The following is a 15,364-nucleotide window of genomic DNA, read 5'->3' on the forward strand; positions in this document are numbered from 1 at the left end:
GAAATCTTAGCAATGCGCTACCGGGCTCTGGCCCACCAGCGTCGCCGCTGGCTCGGAGCCGATCAGGTCGGCGATGGTCGGTGCGACCACGCCGGCCGCGGCCGCGTCTGCCCTGGCGACGTCGAAATACACGTCGGTCATGTCGGCCGCTTTGCCGTTGTTCATGACGACGCTGCTACGCTCCAGGTGCAGGTTGTTGTTGGCGTCGACGAACGGCAGTTCGGTATAAGCCACCTTCAGGCTGGCCACGCCGGCGTCCTTCAGCGACATCAGCTCGCCCGCGTCGGTCTTGCCGTCGCTGTTCTTGTCCTGCCAGACCAGCAGGCTGGCGTACTGCGCATCCCTGGCATCGACCACGCCGTCGTGGTTGCTGTCATAGCTTGCCAGCTTGGCGAAGCCCGAACCCTTGCTGGCGCCGCCGAACAGCTCGTTGATGCTGTCGATCTTGCCGTTGCCGTTGCTGTCGATGGCCAGGAAGCCGTCGCTGGCCGACAACCAGCCGGACTGGATCGCCTTGCCGGTGCCCAGCAAATCGAAGCTGCCCTGCATCGCGCCGCGGGCGATGGTGTGGATGCCGTCGCCGTTCAGGTCGATCGCGATCGGCGTGATGGTGGCATCCCAGCTCATGTCGTTCTTGCCCGACGTCAGCGAGATCGTGTCGGTGTGGGTGACGTTGGTGTAGGCCTTGCCGTCGCCGGCCACGTCCGAATCGATGGCGTCGTTGGTGCCGGTGTTCTTCACGCCCCACTTCCAGTTGCTCATGTTGTAGGTGTGCTGATCCGACGAGAAGTAGGCGCTGACGTTGGTCTTGTCGAACACCAGGTAGTAGTTGCCAGGCGTCAGATCGCTGAACTTGTAGTTGCCGCTGGCGTCGGTCTTGATCGTGCTGCCCAGCTGCTTGTTGGTGGCGGCGTCGTACAGCGCCACGCTGACGCCGCCGATGCCTTCTTCGCCGCTGTCCTGGATGCCGTTGTGGTTGGCGTCGCGCCATACTTTGTCGCCGATGCTGGCCTTGCGATAGATGCCGGCATCTTCGGTGGTGAGGTTCTGGCCGGCCGCCAACGTGATGGCGCCGGTGCTGCCGGTGCTGCCGCTGACGCTGGTGATGTCGGAATCGTTGGCGTCGGCGCCCATGCCGGACTTGGTGAAGTACCAGCCGCTGCTGTTGGTGACCGCAACCTTGTACGAACCGGCGGCGAGGCCGTCGAACAGGTACTGGCCGCCGTCGTGGGTGACGGTGGTGGCCTTGAGCGTGCCGGTCGTGTCGTACAGCTTGACGGTGACGCCGTCGACGCCCTTCTCGCCGCTGTCCTTGACGCCGTTGTAGTTGACGTCTTCCCAGACGGTGTCGCCGATGCTGGCGGCCTTGACCAGGCCGGCGTCGCGGGTCGCATCCTTCACGCCCGAGGCCAGCGAGAACTGCGCGGTCTGGCCGCTGCTGTCGGCGTCCGAATCGGCGCCAGTGTTCGCGCCCTGGTTGGTCTTGGTGAAGATATAGCCTTCCGGTGCGCTGAACTTGACCGAGTACTTGCCGGGGCCGACGTCGGTGAACGCGTACAGGCCGGCCGCGTCCGTGGTGTCGGTGGCGATGGCCACGCCTTTTTCATTGAGCAGCGTGACCACGACATTCTTGGCGGCCGCCTCGCCCGACTGCTGGATGCCGTCGCCATTGGTGTCGTACCAGACCTTGTCGCCGATCGAACCTTTTTGATACAGGCCGGCGTCCATATTGGTGGCGTGCTGGCCGGCGGACACGGTGATCGCGCCGAGGTTGCCGCTGGCGTCGGCATCGCTGTCGACCGTGCCGTCGCTGCCCACGTCCTTGGCGGTGACCAGATAGCCGCTCGGCGCCTTGATGTCCACCGAGTAAGTGCCCGCCGCGACCGAGAACTTGTAGTTGCCGTTGCTGTCGGTGGTGGTGGTCTTGACGATGTTGCCGTCGCCGTCGCGCAGGTTGACCGTGACGCCGGCCTTGCCGCTGTCGCTGCCGTCGTCCTGCAAGCCGTTGCCGTTCTTGTCGATCCACACCCTGTCGCCGATGGTGGCCGCCTTGTACAGGCCAGCGTCGATGGTGTTGTTGGTTTCGCCCGCTGACAGCTTGACGACATTGCTGACGCCATCGCTGCCGAAATCGCTGTCCTTGGCGTCGTTACTGCCCACGTCCTTGCTGGTGACAATGTAACCCGATGGCGCCGTGACCGACACCGTGTAGCTGCCCGGATCGGCGGTGAAGCTGTAGTGGCCGGCGGTATCGGTGGTGGTGGTGGCCACCACTTTGCCGCTGCCGTCCTTCAGCTGCACGGTGACGCCGCACAGGCCCGCTTCGCCGCTGTCCTGCAGGCCGTTGCCGTTCTTGTCTTCCCAGACGGTGTCGCCCAGCTTGGCCGGGGCCGCCACCAGGCCGGCGTCCAGGTCGTTGTTGACGGTGCCCGAGGCCAGCGTCACTTGCGCGGTCTTGCCGGTGGTGATGTTGGCGTCGGAATCCTTGACGTCGTTGGCGCCCTGGTCGGCCGCAGTGAAGCTGTAGTTGGCCGGCAGCGAGCCCTTGTCGAACTGCACGCTGTAGGTGCCCGGCTTGAGGTTGGTGAAGCTGTAGCTGCCGTTGGCGTCGGTGGTCGCGGTGGCGCCGGTCGGATTGCCGGCCTGGTCCAGCAGGATCACCTTGACGCCGGCCACGCCGGTTTCGGCACTGTCCTGCAGGCCGTTCTTGTTGACGTCGTACCAGACGCGGTCGCCCAAGGTCGCGCCCTTGTAGAAGCCGGCGTCGACGTCGTTGTTGGCCTGGCCTGGCGCCACGGTGATCAGTTCGCCCTGTCCGGCGGCGTCGACATCGCTGTCCAGCGCGCCATTGCTGCCGGCGTGCGCGCCGGTGGCGCTCATGCCGGTCGGCGCGGTGACCGAGATCGCGTACTTGCCGGCGTCCACGGTGAAGCTGTATTTGCCGTCGGCGCCGGTGCTGGTGGTCTGGACCACGTTGCCCTGCTCGTCCTTCAGATCGACCTTGACGCCGACGATGCCGGCCTCGCCCGCATCCTGCACGCCGTTGCCGTTCTTGTCTTCCCACACGCGGTCGCCGATGGTGGCCTGCAAGGCGCTCACGCCCGCATCCAGGTCGTGATTGACCGCACCCGAGGTCAGCGTAACCTGCTGGGTCTGGCCGGTGGTGACGCTGGCGTCGGAATCGGCGGCGCCGTCGCTGCCGGCGTGCGCGCTGCTGAACACATAGCCGGTGCCCAGCGTGGTCTTGTCGAACTGGACGCTGTAGGTGCCCGGTTTCAGATTGTTGAACAGGTAGTGGCCGTCAACGTCGGTAGTGGCGGTGGCCACTGCGGCGCCGGTGGCGTCCAGCAGCGTGACCTTGACGCCGGAACGGCCGGTTTCATTGGCGTCCTGCACGCCGTTGCGGTTGGCGTCGTTCCAGACGGTGTCGCCCAGTTCGGCGAGCTTGTACAAGCCGGCATCCACCGTGGTGTTGCTCTGGCCGGCCGTCAACGCCACGTTGCCGCTCTGGCCTGCGGCGCTGATGTCGCTGTCGGTGGCGGCGTTGCCGCCCTGGCCAATCGCGCTGCTGACGTAGCCCGCAGGCGCGGTGACGGCGATCGAATAGGTGCCAGGATCGACGGTGAAGCTGTACTGGCCGCCGTCGTGGGTGACGGTGCTGTTGACCACATTGCCCAGGCTGTCTTTCAGGTCGACCTTGACGCCGTCGATGCCGCTTTCGCCGCTGTCCTGCACGCCGTTGGCGTTGCTGTCTTCCCACACGCGGTCGCCCAGCGTGGCTTGCTGCACGGTCAGGCCGGCGCGCAGGGTCAGGTTGTCGCCCGAGGCCAGCGTGACTTGTGCGGTCTTGCCGGTGCCGGTGTCGGCGTCGGAGCCCGCGCCGCCGGGGCCACCCTGAGCGGCGGAGGTGAAGTTGTAGCCGGCTGGCAGCGTGCTCTTGTCGAACTGCACGCTGTAGACGCCGGGCGCCAGGCCGTTGAACTGGTAGTGGCCGTTGGCGTCGGTGATGGCGGCGGCGGCCGTCACCGGGTTGCCGCTGGCGTCCAGCAAGGTGACCTTGACGCCGGCCGCGCCGACTTCGCCATTGTTCAGGCGGCCGTCGCGGTTGGCGTCGATCCACACCACTTCGCTCAGCGAGGCCGGGCGGTAGACGCCGGCGTCGACGTCGAGCTTGATGTCGCCCGCGCCGAGCGTGACGCTGGCATTGCCGTCGCTGCCGACGTCGCTGTCCAGCGCGCCGTCGACGCCCTTGCCGGCGGCGGTGAAGGCGTAGCCCGCAGGCGGCGCCACCGACACGGTGTACGTGCCCGGATCGACGGTGAAGCTGTACTGGCCGCCGTCATGGGTGGCGACCGAGCCGACCACGTGGCCGCCGGTTTCCTTGAGCGTGACGACCGCGCCGTCCACGCCCTGCTCGCCCGCGTCCTGCACGCCGTTGCCGTTGGCGTCTTCCCACACGCGGTCGCCCACGGTGGCTTGCTTGACGACGATGCCGGCATCGATGTGCTGGTGGCTGTCGCCGGAGGCCAGCGTTACTTGCGCGGTCTGGCCGCTGTTGACGTCGGCGTCGGAATCGATGGTGGTATCGCCGCCTTGGGCCTGGGTGGTGAACAGGTAGCCGGCCGGCAAGGTGGTCTTGTCGAACTGCACACTGTAGCTGCCCGGTTGCAGGCCGCTGAACTGGTAGTGGCCGCTGGCGTCGGTGGTGACGGTGGCGCCGGTCGCATGGCCGGCCGCGTCCAGCAGCGTGACCTTGACGCCGGCAACGCCCGCTTCGCTGTTGTTCTGGACGCCGTCGCGGTTGGTGTCGTACCAGACCGTGTCGCCTAGCGACGCTGGACGCACCAGGCCGGCGTCGGCCTTGTTGTTGGTCTCGCCCGGCGCCAGCGTGATGGCGCCGGTGTTGCCGCCGGCGTCGATGTCGCTGTCGACGGCATCGCCGCCCTGGCCCTTGATGGTGGCCGCATAGCCGGCCGGCGCCTGCACGGACACCGAGTAGGTGCCGGGATTGACGTCGAAATGGTATTTGCCGCTGGCGTCGGTGGCGGTGGTGGAGACCACGTGGCCGTCGACGTCCTTCAGCTGCACGGTGACGTTGGACAGGCCGGCTTCGCCGCCGTCCTGCATGCCGTTGCCGTTGGTGTCTTCCCAGACCAGGTCGCCCAAGTGCGCCATCGGCACCTTGAAGGTCAGGTAGTTGGGCGTGGCGCTGGTGTCGGCGGCGCCGCAGCCGACCAGGCCGCCGGCGTCGCGCACCTTGAAGCCGATGTCGAAGCTGCCGGCGGCCGTCTGGCTGGGTTCGAACGACAGGTGACCGGCGGCGATGTCGGCGGCCGAGATTTCGGTGTTGATGGCCACGGCCGCGCCGTTGAGCATCAGTTTGCCGGCGGTCGGCAACGAGGTGATGATGACGGACTGGAAGGCGTCGTGTTCGACCTTGTCGACGAAGCCGAAGTCGGCCTGGGCCAGCGTGATCGGCGCGCCGTTGGTCAGTGCAAAGACCTTGTCGGCGCCGGTCGGCGCGTCGTTGACAGGGTCCACCACCACTTGCAGGCTCAGCGTGATGTGCACGCCGTTGCCGTCCTGGGCGATGAATTCGATGGTCGCGAACTGGCCGTTGTAGTCCGGCTTCCAGTCGCCCGGATGGACATAGACGGTGTCGGCATCGACGCGGCCGAACAGCGGCGTGTTGGCGGTCGACGTGGTGCCGTCCGGCAGCTTCACCACCATCGCGCTGATGTTCAGGGCGGCGGTCGTGTTGACGCCGGCCGCAGCCAGCACGTCGCGCATATCAAAGGCCGCATTGGTGTCTTCGCAGACGTGCACCGTACTATTGATCGAAATAGTAGTCATTTCGACACCTCTACCGTCGCGCCGGTGTATTTGAACTTAATCATTCTTATAAGCCTACAAAAAGTGGTTTTAGAGTGGATTACTCACCGGCGCGGCTCGTGACAGAAACTAGGTCCAAGGCGGCTGGGAAAAGCGGAGTCACTGACATCACCGGGCTAAAGTGATGCTGGCGGTACATTTAAGTTGCCGCAATTATAGCAAAGATTTTCTTTTGATAATTGTTATTTTTGACTCTTATAATTCCCCGTGTCATTTTTAAGTTCCGTAACGCAATATCCCATCGTCCGCTGCTATGCCCTACAATCTCGGCATGACTGAAATCACCCTCGCCCTGCCTTACGCCCTGCCCCCGCCGGAGATGGCGCCCGACCTGTTGCGCGCCCTGAAAACCCCTGCTTTGGCTACGCTGTTGTCTCGCAACAAACACTGTCAATACAACATCTACGACAACGACAGCCGGGTGCTGCCGCACGAGGCCTGGCTGGCCCACGCGCTGGGCCTGGCGTCCGCGCCGGATCGCCCGGACACCGGCGCGCCAGTGGCCACCGCCGTCATGCACGGCTGCGGTTTGCAGGCGGAGGCTACGGCCGGGCATGGCCACTGGTTCATCGTGCAGCCGGCGCATATCCAGCTGTCGCGCACGCACCTGCTGCTGTCCGATCCACGCGCGCTGCAGTTGAGCGAGGCGGAATCGCGCGCGCTCTACGAGCTGGCCCGCCCCTGCTTCGAAGAACAAGGCAAGACGCTGCTGCACGCCGCGCCGGGCTTGTGGTTTGCACGAGCCGACGAGTGGTCCGGCATGGCCACCGCCTCGCCCGACGCCGCGACCACCCAAAACCTCAGCGACTGGATGCCCGAGGGCGAACACGCGCGCGCCTACCGCAAGCTGCAAAACGAAATCCAGATGCAGTGGCACGAACACCCGGTCAATGAGGCACGCCAGGCGCGCGGCCTGCAAGCGGTGAATTCGTTTTGGCTGTGGGGCGGCGCCGGTCCGCTGAAAGCCGCGCCGCAGCCGTTGGCCATCGGGGGCGGCCCGGCATGGATGCAGGCGCTGGCCGCGCCCGCGCTGCGCCAGCCAAACGTCGCGCAATTGATCGCCCAGCCGGGCAGCGTGATGCTGGCCGAGCTGATACCGTCGGCGCAAACCGGCGACTGGTCCGACTGGATCGCGCGCATGCAGCGCATCGAGCTGGAATGGCTGGCGCCATTGCTGGCCGCCTTGCAGGACGGCCGCATCAGCCGCCTGACGTTGATGCTCAGCCACCGCAACGGCTGGAGCACCGTCAGCACCAGCAAACTGGCGCTGCGCAAATTCTGGCGCAAGCCGAACCTGAACCTCTTACTAAAGCAAGCCTGACATGACCCGTATCGCCATCCGCCCCTGCCCGTTCCGTGAATCCGAAATGCTGCGCCAGGGCGGCATCCACCCTGTGCTGGCGCGGCTGTACGCCTCGCGCGGCCTGACCGACGCCAAGGAGTTGTCGAGCGAACTGGCGTCCATGATTCCGCCTTCGGGCCTGCTGCACATCGGCGCCGCCGCCGTGTTCCTGGCCGACTCGATCGCCGCCGGCAAGCGCATGGTGATCGTGGCCGACTACGACTGCGACGGCGCCACCGCCTGCGCGGTCGCGCTGCGCGGCATGCGCGCGATGGGCGCCAACATCGACTTCATCGTGCCGAACCGCTTCGAGTACGGCTACGGCCTGACGCCGGAGATCGTCGAGCTGACGGCGCGCGAGAAGCAGCCGGACATCATCATCACCGTCGACAACGGCATCGCCAGCATCGACGGCGTGGCCGAGGCCAACCGGCGCGGCATCGAAGTCGTCGTCACCGACCACCACCTGCCGGCCGACACGCTGCCGGCCGCGCGCGTGATCGTCAACCCGAACCAGCCGGAATGCGGCTTCCCGAGCAAGCATATCGCCGGCGTCGGCGTGGTGTTCTACGTGCTGCTGGCGCTGCGCGCGGAATTGCGCAAGCGCGGCGTGTTCGACGCCCAGACCCAGCCCAAGCTGGACAACCTGCTCGACCTGGTCGCGCTGGGCACCGTGGCCGACGTGGTGCGGCTCGACCCGAACAACCGCATCTTGGTGGCGCAAGGCCTGAAGCGCATGCGCGCCGGCCGCATGCACGCCGGCGTGGCCGCGCTGTTCCGCGTGGCCGGGCGCGAGCCGCGCACCGCCAATCCCTTCGACCTCGGTTTCGCGCTGGGCCCGCGCCTGAACGCGGCCGGACGGCTGGAGGACATGTCGCTGGGGATCGAATGCCTGATCACCGACGACGAAGGCCGCGCATGGCAACTGGCGCAGCAGCTCAACGAAATCAATCTGAAACGCCGCGAGATCGAAGCCGAGATGCAGGACGCGGCCTTGCTGCACCTGGACGCGTTCGAGCCGGCCAACAGCAGCACCATCTGCGTGTTCGACGAATCGTGGCACCAGGGCGTGATCGGCATCGTCGCCTCGCGCCTGAAGGAAAAATTCTTCCGTCCGACTATCACCTTCGCGCCCGGCGCCGACGGCTGGATCAAGGGCTCCGGCCGTTCCATCCCCGGCTTCCATCTGCGCGACGCGCTGGACCTGGTGTACAAGAAGGCGCCTACGCTGATCGACAAATTCGGCGGCCACGCGATGGCCGCCGGCCTGACGCTGCGCGCCGACGCCTTCGACGCCTTCGCGGCAGCCTTCGAGGAAGTGGGCCGCGCGTGGTTGAGCAAGCAGCAGCTGGAGCGCGTGATCGAAACCGACGGCCCGCTGGAAGACGCCTACTACACCACCGCTTTCATTGAGCTGATGGACGGCCAGGTGTGGGGCCAGGGCTTCGCGCCGCCGGTGTTCTGCGACGAGTTCCGCGTGGTGAGCCAGCGCATCCTGAAGGAGCGCCACCTCAAGCTGCTGCTGGAGAAGAACGGCGCCCGCTACGACGCCATCTGGTTCGGCCACGTCGATTCGCTGGGCGAGCGCGCCAAGGTCGCCTTCCGGCTCGACGCCAATGAATACAACGGCGTCACCAAGGTGCAGCTGATGGTGGAGCACGCAGAACCGGCATAAGCCAATCCGTCGTTCCCGCGCAGGCGGGAACCCATACTGAGTCCGCCCCAAGGAGACGTCATGCTCGTTGAAGTACAGGTCAGCATCAACGGCTCCAGGGCAGCGGTCTGGGCCGCGATCACCGATATCGGGATTCATCTTCCTTTCCACCACCAGCATTGCCGAAAGCGGCGGCGGCAGAGGGTACTGTTCAAGTGTGTGGCGAAAAAAGCCCTGCTGCAGGACCTGAACGACATCAAGTCCGCCATCGAACAGAAATGCTCGATGGCAGCGCGTGAGAATTCGCGCACTTTCCAGATTAACAAGATGGTATTCTAAGCATCCCCGCCTATCTGTCAGGATGGTTTGATGCAATTATCCAATTACCTTTTCTTTACAACGACTTGCGAGCAAGCACTGGAGTTTTATACGCAGTGCGGGCTGGGTCAGGTCACCGACGTGCTGCGATTCGGTGTAGATGGCATGCCGGTTCGCAACGAAGCCATGCGCGGCAAAATCATGCATGCAAGATTTGAGGGGCCAGGCGTCTTGTTCTTTGCCTCCGACAATGACGATGCGGAGCCGATGCGAGGGTCCGCCCATATCTTGCAGATGACCGACCGGCAGCTGACGAAACAGCTTTTTGACAAGTTGGCGGAAAACGGCGTGGTCACTACGCCCTTGGACACGCAGGTTTGGGGCGACTATTACGGCAAATTGACCGACCAGTTTGGCGTGCAGTGGATGCTGAACTGCTCGGCTTAAAGCACAAGGGAAACGATGAGAGTAGTTTTTTCTGCCACAGTACTTGCTTGCAGTCTTCTTCTATTCACACATCCGCCAACATATGCAGAGAACGCTGCCACGAGCGAGCAGCAGGTTACCAAACTGATTGAAAAGTTTCAGGAAGCCATCCACAAAAAGGATACCGCTGATTTTATGGAACTGTTTGTGCGGGAGGACGTTACATGGACAGTAGCCTATACCGATGCTAGTGTTGAGCGGTATAACGCCAGTCGAAAAGATCCGAAGGAGCCGCTCGCCACGAGGGTACAAACTAGAAGGAGTCCTCGGAAATTCATCGAGGGTATCGCCAGGTCAAAAATTCCGCAGTCTGAAAAGTTCTCCAATGTCCGCATAGATACGGACGGTCACGTTGCGCATGTTTGGTTTGATTACACCTTCATGATCGGAGATTACAAGAGCGCTTGGGGCAAGGAAAGTTGGCAAGTTGTCCGGACCGAGGCCGGCTGGAAGATTGCCGCCGTAACGTGGTCAGCTGAAGAAAACCCAGTCCCGCCCGAAGTCTAACGTTCATAAAATACATGATCATTTGGTAGGCTGCCGAGGATGAACTACCGCAAGCGGCCAAATGCGGACCTTGAGAAGAAAACTAAGACTGACCTAAACCTATGCTCCCAAAGCGTACAAAATCACAGCTAGCAGCTGAACTCGGACGCTTCGTCCAGCAGTATGCCCGCAAGGCGCATAAACACTGGGACCCAAATGACCGAAGCTATGACAGAAAGCTGGAGGAAAAAATGAAGCGGCTTTCGCCAGAAGATTTGTCTGAACTTCTTTCTAGCGATGAAATTGAACCAATGGTCCGCCCTCCGCTACCGAAAGAGGATTAGGCTGTCTTCGGCCAAGACCGGACATACGTACCAGAAAAATTTTTAGAAGGAAAAGGTAGTGAAATATTGTTTGAAGAAAATGTATCGAAGGATACTTCCCATATCCTTGATCGTGATCAGTGCAGGGGCCGCAGCTCATGACGCGGCACATCCGCACACTCGCAAGAAAATAAATGAAGCGGTAGAACGTTTTTATGAAGCAAAAAATCGCTATCGGCCTAGTCAGCCTGACTTAACAACGATCAACGAAAAAGTATGTGTTCAGGCATCATATCCGAGAGATGCACTCTTGTGGCAGTTGGAAGGTACAACGGTTTTAAGTTATCAAGTGAGCATAGACGGCCGGGCTACTAATGCCGAGGTGTCACGGTCCTCTGGATGGGCAATATTGGATGAGGCTGCCATAAACGCTTTGTCTGTCTGCTTATTTTCACCCGAAACATTAACGGCATGGCAAAAAAAGAGTTATAAATTCATCATTAATTAGAAATCTTCACGCGACCGTCGGCTTAACAATAAAGCAATCTGTCATGAGCTCGAACGCCGATTCAATGGTGTTGGCATAACAACGAGCCTGAGTCGCTACCGTCTGACCTGTTTCGCCTGACGAACTGACAAGACTCTAATCGGCCAAGAGCGGACCTACAATCGCATGCATATACGTCCACATCGTCTTTGAACGCTGAAAATTGAACGGTGACGTGTGAGAATTGAAGAGTATGTTTTCTTTGTTCGCGGCGCTATCATGTGGCTCTGCTCGTAGAACCATTGAAAGTAAAGATGATGCGATTTCAACCGAACCGTGCGCCCCTTGTTTCCGTAGCCGCTTCCATTGTCGGTATCGCACTGGTCGCCAATGCCGTATTTTTGGTTCTGGGCGGCCAGTTGGGCCACGCCCTGATGCGCGCTGGCCTGGGCCTATATTGCTGCATCTGGGCCTTCGTCCCCTACGGCGACTTCTTCCGCGTTGCGCGTATGCCGGTCCGTCTCGACGACAGCGCGGAGCGCAATGCCTACGCCAAGTTGTTTCCTCCTCGCCTGCTGCCAGCAATGTGGTTGTCGATGGCTCTGATGTTCGGCGGGTTTGTCTATAACGTGGTTGGCGTTTTTCGCTGAGCGCTGCTTTAACCTCGTTCGCTATCGGCCAACAGCGGACACTACTACGTTTAGTTCGAGTTAGTTTGGCTAACTGAAATGCAATCGGCTGAAGATAGGAGACTTATGGACGAAGCAGACTGGCTTGAGCCGTGGGCATCGACCGAGGATGCAAGCGAAAGTTATCTTCGTACTTTTGCAGAGCAACTTGCGAGAGAGACGAGTCGGGGTCATGCACTGTATGGGGTGCCAGTAAGACTCATTGGTCGGGGCGACGGGGACGATGCACTATTTGCACTCAAAGATAATACTGGGCGAGTAGCAGAAGTGCATCTTGTTTGGCAAGGAAAGCAGCGTCCACCTTGGCCTGCAACGGCTCTCTTTGAAAATCTGGAAGAATGGAAATTAAAGAGTATGGTTCCGGCGCACATGGAGTGGCAAGAATAAGTTAATGAACTCGTACAGGGGGATTTTTTCGTCCTTTTGCGGTAATCAGACAGAACCAGACCTAGGCGAAGTATTTTGGAGAAAAGATGCGTAGCAATCAGCAGGTCAACCAATTGCTAGAACAATTCTCCGACTGGACTATGCCATGGGCATATATCCTTGAGACGTTAGCTGCAAAAGGGCTTGAGGTACAAGATGGCGTTCTTGTCGAGGAAATCTGGCAAGAGGTAAATTCTTCCGCTCATTGGATAGAGCCGAGCTTGCAGTCCGGCATGGACCTAGCTACTGCTGCACTGAAGATAAAGTATCCTTGGCTAAGTGAAGGCGCGATTCGTAACTTAGCACGTGGTGCTTCCTACATGTGGAAATAGCGCTAACGGCCAGCAGCGGACCTAGATGAATAAAGGACATATCAATGCTGCACGAGCTTTGGGTTGACCCCGATGGTCTTGATACTTTTTGCCCGGCCGGTCCCGACGGGAATGCGATCAGAAGTTTGCTACCTCCGAATTCGAGATTAGAATGGACCGTCGATGCGCCGAGTCATTTCGAAGCAATGACTCTGTACTATCGATTCCGGGACTGGGGGACTTACACCACGGATTTCCCGGAACAGGATATGACTCCGTATGCCGATCAGTAGCTTTTCGGCTAACGGCCATGGGCCGACACTGAGTAGGCGGATGGCTGACGAGTGCCAACATTTGTTTTTGCTTGAAAGGTGTGATGAAGTATAGAGAAATTATTCGCGAATTGACAGAGAGCGGCAGCTACCGGCATGCATTGTTCCACAATTTTCCGGGCGGTCTCCGGTTCGAATTGTCCGAGGGTGGGAGCGCATTCGATCAACTCCTCACGGCATTGCGCAAATCAACAGCAATTTGCGAAGACGCATTGGGGCAAGACAAAATTGTCGTTCACTTGCAGCGTTTTGTTTTCTCTACGCGATTCGAGCTTAGGGAATCCCTTCGCGAACTCGACATCGCAGGAGTGTCGATCCCAACGCTGAGGGATGTTTGGGCAGAGATCAATATGGATGATGATTTCGGCGAAGGACAATGGGTAAACTGCGTATTCGAAGTACCTACATCGAAACTGCAAAATCTACTTTGGTGCGCTTTAGCTACCGATTTCCGTCGAATACGCCCCAATCCACACTGCTTGATTTACCTAATCAACCCTGAGAGCGGAATCCTCATCCACCCGTACGATGACAGAGGGATGGATATTATTTGTCGAGTGCCCGCGCCATTAAAAGCGCTGTACGAGAAGCACATTGCTTGGCTGCTTGACTACAACAGGCCTGCCATGGATCATACCTTCAGGTCAGAATAGACTGTTGTGGCGCTTGCGGCCAACACCGGACATTTAACTTTAGATAGACTATGAGATTTCTTGAACGCTTGATGGTTTGGGAAAGCACAGTTTATTTCATCGGCACAATTGCTGGGCTCGGTGTTATTGGGTACATTGTCTCAAATTGGTTTCTAGCATTTTTGAGTCACGGCAGCTATGTCGCTGCTTTGGCATTGTTGGTAGCTGGGGTTTTGTTGGCTGGCCTCGCTTTGGTTCGGGTTCCCATTGCACTTATTGTCTTGTTTGGTGGGGCAGCGGTATCAGCTACGGCATTTTTTTCGGGTCATCTTAACCTTTTGTTGTCGTAGGCGTTGGTTCCGCATCCGGCCAAAACCGAATATCTTGTGAAATACAAGAGAAAACAGAAAGTTGGTTTGAAAATTTTAATGAATCTAAATAATTTTATCGTCGTAACGATACTTTCAGTTGGATTGTTTTTTGCCAAATCGGTTTTAGCTCAATCCGAGCAAGATGTCGGATGGCTCATTTATCCGCAAAGTGCGTCTAGTCCGTCAGTGGAAGTCACGTACACACATTCAAGGACCAATTTGGGAATTTGGCGTTTGAAGTCCGCCGATAATAAGCTATTAGCTGAGATGACTCAGCCCGTTTTGCCCGATGGGTACGTCATCAATTTTGGTAACTGCCTCATCAGCGGTTTGCAACGGGATGATGTTATAGCTTTTGTAAAACATAGGGAAGGCGTAGAGTGGTCGAGCAATGTTCACAGCCTTTGGCTAGTTGCTCCAGTTTCCCGAAAATTCCAACCCGCGAAAACGGATAACGTGAAATGCAGGAACAAAGGCTTCGGTTTGTAAAAATCGACCGAATACGGCCAGGAGCCGCCGTTCGGAAAGTTAGGACAACGAATATTGAACTAGGCGTAAGACATGCACCTACCAAAAGATCATGCCATTCCTTTGTGGTCCTAAAAACTCGCGCTACACGTACACAGGAACACTCTGCCCGCATCTTGACTTGGCTCTACGGTCAAATGCTCAGACGCTAGCAGAAGCGATTCTTGATTATGAACAGCAATTTAATGTTCGGATCACACCGATGCTGGAGTCATTTGATAGCAATCCTGCATACTTTGGAAAATATTTTAAATTTACAGACCTGATCAATGACAATTGGCAGCCTGTAGATATACATATAATTCGCAATAACGAACAGATTTTCCCAAAGCAGAACTTATCATTTAATTTACTTGAAAACGACGTTCTGGAGTTCGGTGAACTTTTTGGCTAATTGGATGTCTCGAATGTTAAGCGATCACTTCCGGCTAGCAGCGGGTAGAACCAGCGGAATAATAGATTTGAAACCTATGTCACCAAAGATATTGCAACTTAGGGAAGCGCTGATTAATTCGTAGTTTTTGAAGTGCCGTCGATTTTCAGCGAGAAAAATCGACGACACGAGAAATGCAAATCGCAGCTCGTCAAAAACAGCGATTGCGAGGCAAAATCACCTCTGTTTTCCACGCCTTTCGGCGGTCAGGACGCACGTCGGGTTTCTGTGATCGTAAACCGCCGGCCAGCGAGCACCAGATTGGCGAAGCCGAACAGCGTAAACAGCTGTGCGGTGTTCTTCGCCAGACCGCGATACCGTGTCTTGCGATGCCGGAACAGGTTTTTGATGACGTGAAATGGATGCTCGACTTTGGCGCGCACACTAGCCTTCAGATGCTCAAGCTTTTCCCGCATGCGGCCCAGCTTGTTGTTGGGCAGTGCCTTGCGTTTGGAGCGCTTCATGGCGACGTGCCAAGTGACCGCTTTGTCGAGGTTCTCGGGTCGTTTCTCCACACCCTGGTAACCGGCGTCACCGAGTGCGGCGATCTCCTCGCCATGCAACAGCGCGTGCGCCTGGGTGACGTCGGCGACGTTGCCAGCCGTGCCGACGACGGTATGCACCAAGCCCGACGCTGCATCGACGCCGATATGG

General features: G+C 59.3%; 15 protein-coding genes. 13 read left to right on the forward strand and 2 right to left on the reverse strand.

Annotation, left to right across the window (positions count from 1 at the left end; genetic code table 11):
* Window positions 1–6: 6 nt before the first annotated feature.
* Window positions 7–5,853 (reverse strand): SdrD B-like domain-containing protein, encoded by a 5,847-nt coding sequence (locus AC07OK_RS14705; protein WP_494690999.1) that lies wholly within the window; start codon window positions 5,851–5,853, stop codon window positions 7–9.
* 310 nt (window positions 5,854–6,163) lie between these two features.
* Here AC07OK_RS14705 and AC07OK_RS14710 point away from each other — a divergent pair, with 310 nt between their 5' ends.
* The 13 genes from AC07OK_RS14710 to AC07OK_RS14770 all read left to right on the forward strand — a co-directional run bounded on the left by AC07OK_RS14710 (window position 6,164) and on the right by AC07OK_RS14770 (window position 14,671).
* On the forward strand, window positions 6,164–7,213 hold the full coding sequence (locus tag AC07OK_RS14710) for a hypothetical protein (RefSeq protein ID WP_494691000.1): 1,050 nt from the start codon (window positions 6,164–6,166) through the stop codon (window positions 7,211–7,213).
* Window position 7,214: 1 nt separating this feature from the next.
* A complete protein-coding gene (recJ, locus tag AC07OK_RS14715; RefSeq protein WP_494691001.1) occupies window positions 7,215–8,909 on the forward strand; it encodes a single-stranded-DNA-specific exonuclease RecJ in 1,695 nt (564 codons plus the stop codon).
* Window positions 8,910–8,969: 60 nt separating this feature from the next.
* On the forward strand, window positions 8,970–9,227 hold the full coding sequence (locus AC07OK_RS14720; protein WP_494691002.1) for a hypothetical protein: 258 nt from the start codon (window positions 8,970–8,972) through the stop codon (window positions 9,225–9,227).
* A gap of 30 nt (window positions 9,228–9,257) precedes the next feature.
* Window positions 9,258–9,653, forward strand: coding sequence for a VOC family protein (locus AC07OK_RS14725; RefSeq protein WP_494691003.1), 396 nt, complete (start codon window positions 9,258–9,260; stop codon window positions 9,651–9,653).
* Between the two features lie 15 nt (window positions 9,654–9,668).
* On the forward strand, window positions 9,669–10,199 hold the full coding sequence (locus AC07OK_RS14730) for a nuclear transport factor 2 family protein (RefSeq protein WP_494691004.1): 531 nt from the start codon (window positions 9,669–9,671) through the stop codon (window positions 10,197–10,199).
* A gap of 381 nt (window positions 10,200–10,580) precedes the next feature.
* Window positions 10,581–11,009, forward strand: a complete 429-nt coding sequence (locus AC07OK_RS14735; RefSeq protein ID WP_494691005.1) for an energy transducer TonB — start codon at window positions 10,581–10,583, stop codon at window positions 11,007–11,009.
* A gap of 293 nt (window positions 11,010–11,302) precedes the next feature.
* On the forward strand, window positions 11,303–11,638 hold the full coding sequence (locus AC07OK_RS14740) for a hypothetical protein (protein ID WP_494691006.1): 336 nt from the start codon (window positions 11,303–11,305) through the stop codon (window positions 11,636–11,638).
* Between the two features lie 105 nt (window positions 11,639–11,743).
* Window positions 11,744–12,064: a hypothetical protein gene (locus AC07OK_RS14745; RefSeq protein ID WP_494691007.1), complete on the forward strand. Its 321-nt coding sequence runs from the start codon at window positions 11,744–11,746 to the stop codon at window positions 12,062–12,064.
* Window positions 12,065–12,150: 86 nt separating this feature from the next.
* Window positions 12,151–12,435, forward strand: coding sequence for a hypothetical protein (locus tag AC07OK_RS14750; RefSeq protein ID WP_494691008.1), 285 nt, complete (start codon window positions 12,151–12,153; stop codon window positions 12,433–12,435).
* Window positions 12,436–12,790: 355 nt separating this feature from the next.
* Entirely contained in the window at window positions 12,791–13,399 is a 609-nt protein-coding gene (locus tag AC07OK_RS14755; protein ID WP_494691009.1) for a DUF3885 domain-containing protein, read from the forward strand.
* A gap of 50 nt (window positions 13,400–13,449) precedes the next feature.
* Window positions 13,450–13,728: a hypothetical protein gene (locus AC07OK_RS14760; protein WP_494691010.1), complete on the forward strand. Its 279-nt coding sequence runs from the start codon at window positions 13,450–13,452 to the stop codon at window positions 13,726–13,728.
* Between the two features lie 36 nt (window positions 13,729–13,764).
* On the forward strand, window positions 13,765–14,238 hold the full coding sequence (locus tag AC07OK_RS14765; protein WP_494691011.1) for a hypothetical protein: 474 nt from the start codon (window positions 13,765–13,767) through the stop codon (window positions 14,236–14,238).
* 91 nt (window positions 14,239–14,329) lie between these two features.
* Window positions 14,330–14,671: a hypothetical protein gene (locus AC07OK_RS14770; RefSeq protein WP_494691012.1), complete on the forward strand. Its 342-nt coding sequence runs from the start codon at window positions 14,330–14,332 to the stop codon at window positions 14,669–14,671.
* A 245-nt stretch (window positions 14,672–14,916) separates the two neighbouring features.
* Here the strand turns inward: AC07OK_RS14770 and AC07OK_RS14775 are convergent.
* Window positions 14,917–15,364 (reverse strand): transposase (locus AC07OK_RS14775; RefSeq protein ID WP_494691013.1); only part of this gene is annotated, 448 nt, incomplete at its 5' end.

The organism is Duganella sp. GW821-FHT07G03, assembly GCF_059418605.1.

Excerpts from the sequence above, each read along its gene's own strand:
- AC07OK_RS14705 (WP_494690999.1), bottom strand. The coding sequence starts at position 5,853 with ATGACTACTATTTCGATCAATAGTACGGTGCACGTCTGCGAAGACACC.
- AC07OK_RS14710 (WP_494691000.1), top strand. The coding sequence starts at position 6,164 with ATGACTGAAATCACCCTCGCCCTGCCTTACGCCCTGCCCCCGCCGGAG.
- recJ (WP_494691001.1), top strand. The coding sequence starts at position 7,215 with ATGACCCGTATCGCCATCCGCCCCTGCCCGTTCCGTGAATCCGAAATG.
- AC07OK_RS14720 (WP_494691002.1), top strand. The coding sequence starts at position 8,970 with ATGCTCGTTGAAGTACAGGTCAGCATCAACGGCTCCAGGGCAGCGGTC.
- AC07OK_RS14725 (WP_494691003.1), top strand. The coding sequence starts at position 9,258 with ATGCAATTATCCAATTACCTTTTCTTTACAACGACTTGCGAGCAAGCA.
- AC07OK_RS14730 (WP_494691004.1), top strand. The coding sequence starts at position 9,669 with ATGAGAGTAGTTTTTTCTGCCACAGTACTTGCTTGCAGTCTTCTTCTA.
- AC07OK_RS14740 (WP_494691006.1), top strand. The coding sequence starts at position 11,303 with ATGATGCGATTTCAACCGAACCGTGCGCCCCTTGTTTCCGTAGCCGCT.
- AC07OK_RS14745 (WP_494691007.1), top strand. The coding sequence starts at position 11,744 with ATGGACGAAGCAGACTGGCTTGAGCCGTGGGCATCGACCGAGGATGCA.
- AC07OK_RS14750 (WP_494691008.1), top strand. The coding sequence starts at position 12,151 with ATGCGTAGCAATCAGCAGGTCAACCAATTGCTAGAACAATTCTCCGAC.
- AC07OK_RS14755 (WP_494691009.1), top strand. The coding sequence starts at position 12,791 with ATGAAGTATAGAGAAATTATTCGCGAATTGACAGAGAGCGGCAGCTAC.
- AC07OK_RS14760 (WP_494691010.1), top strand. The coding sequence starts at position 13,450 with ATGAGATTTCTTGAACGCTTGATGGTTTGGGAAAGCACAGTTTATTTC.
- AC07OK_RS14770 (WP_494691012.1), top strand. The coding sequence starts at position 14,330 with ATGCCATTCCTTTGTGGTCCTAAAAACTCGCGCTACACGTACACAGGA.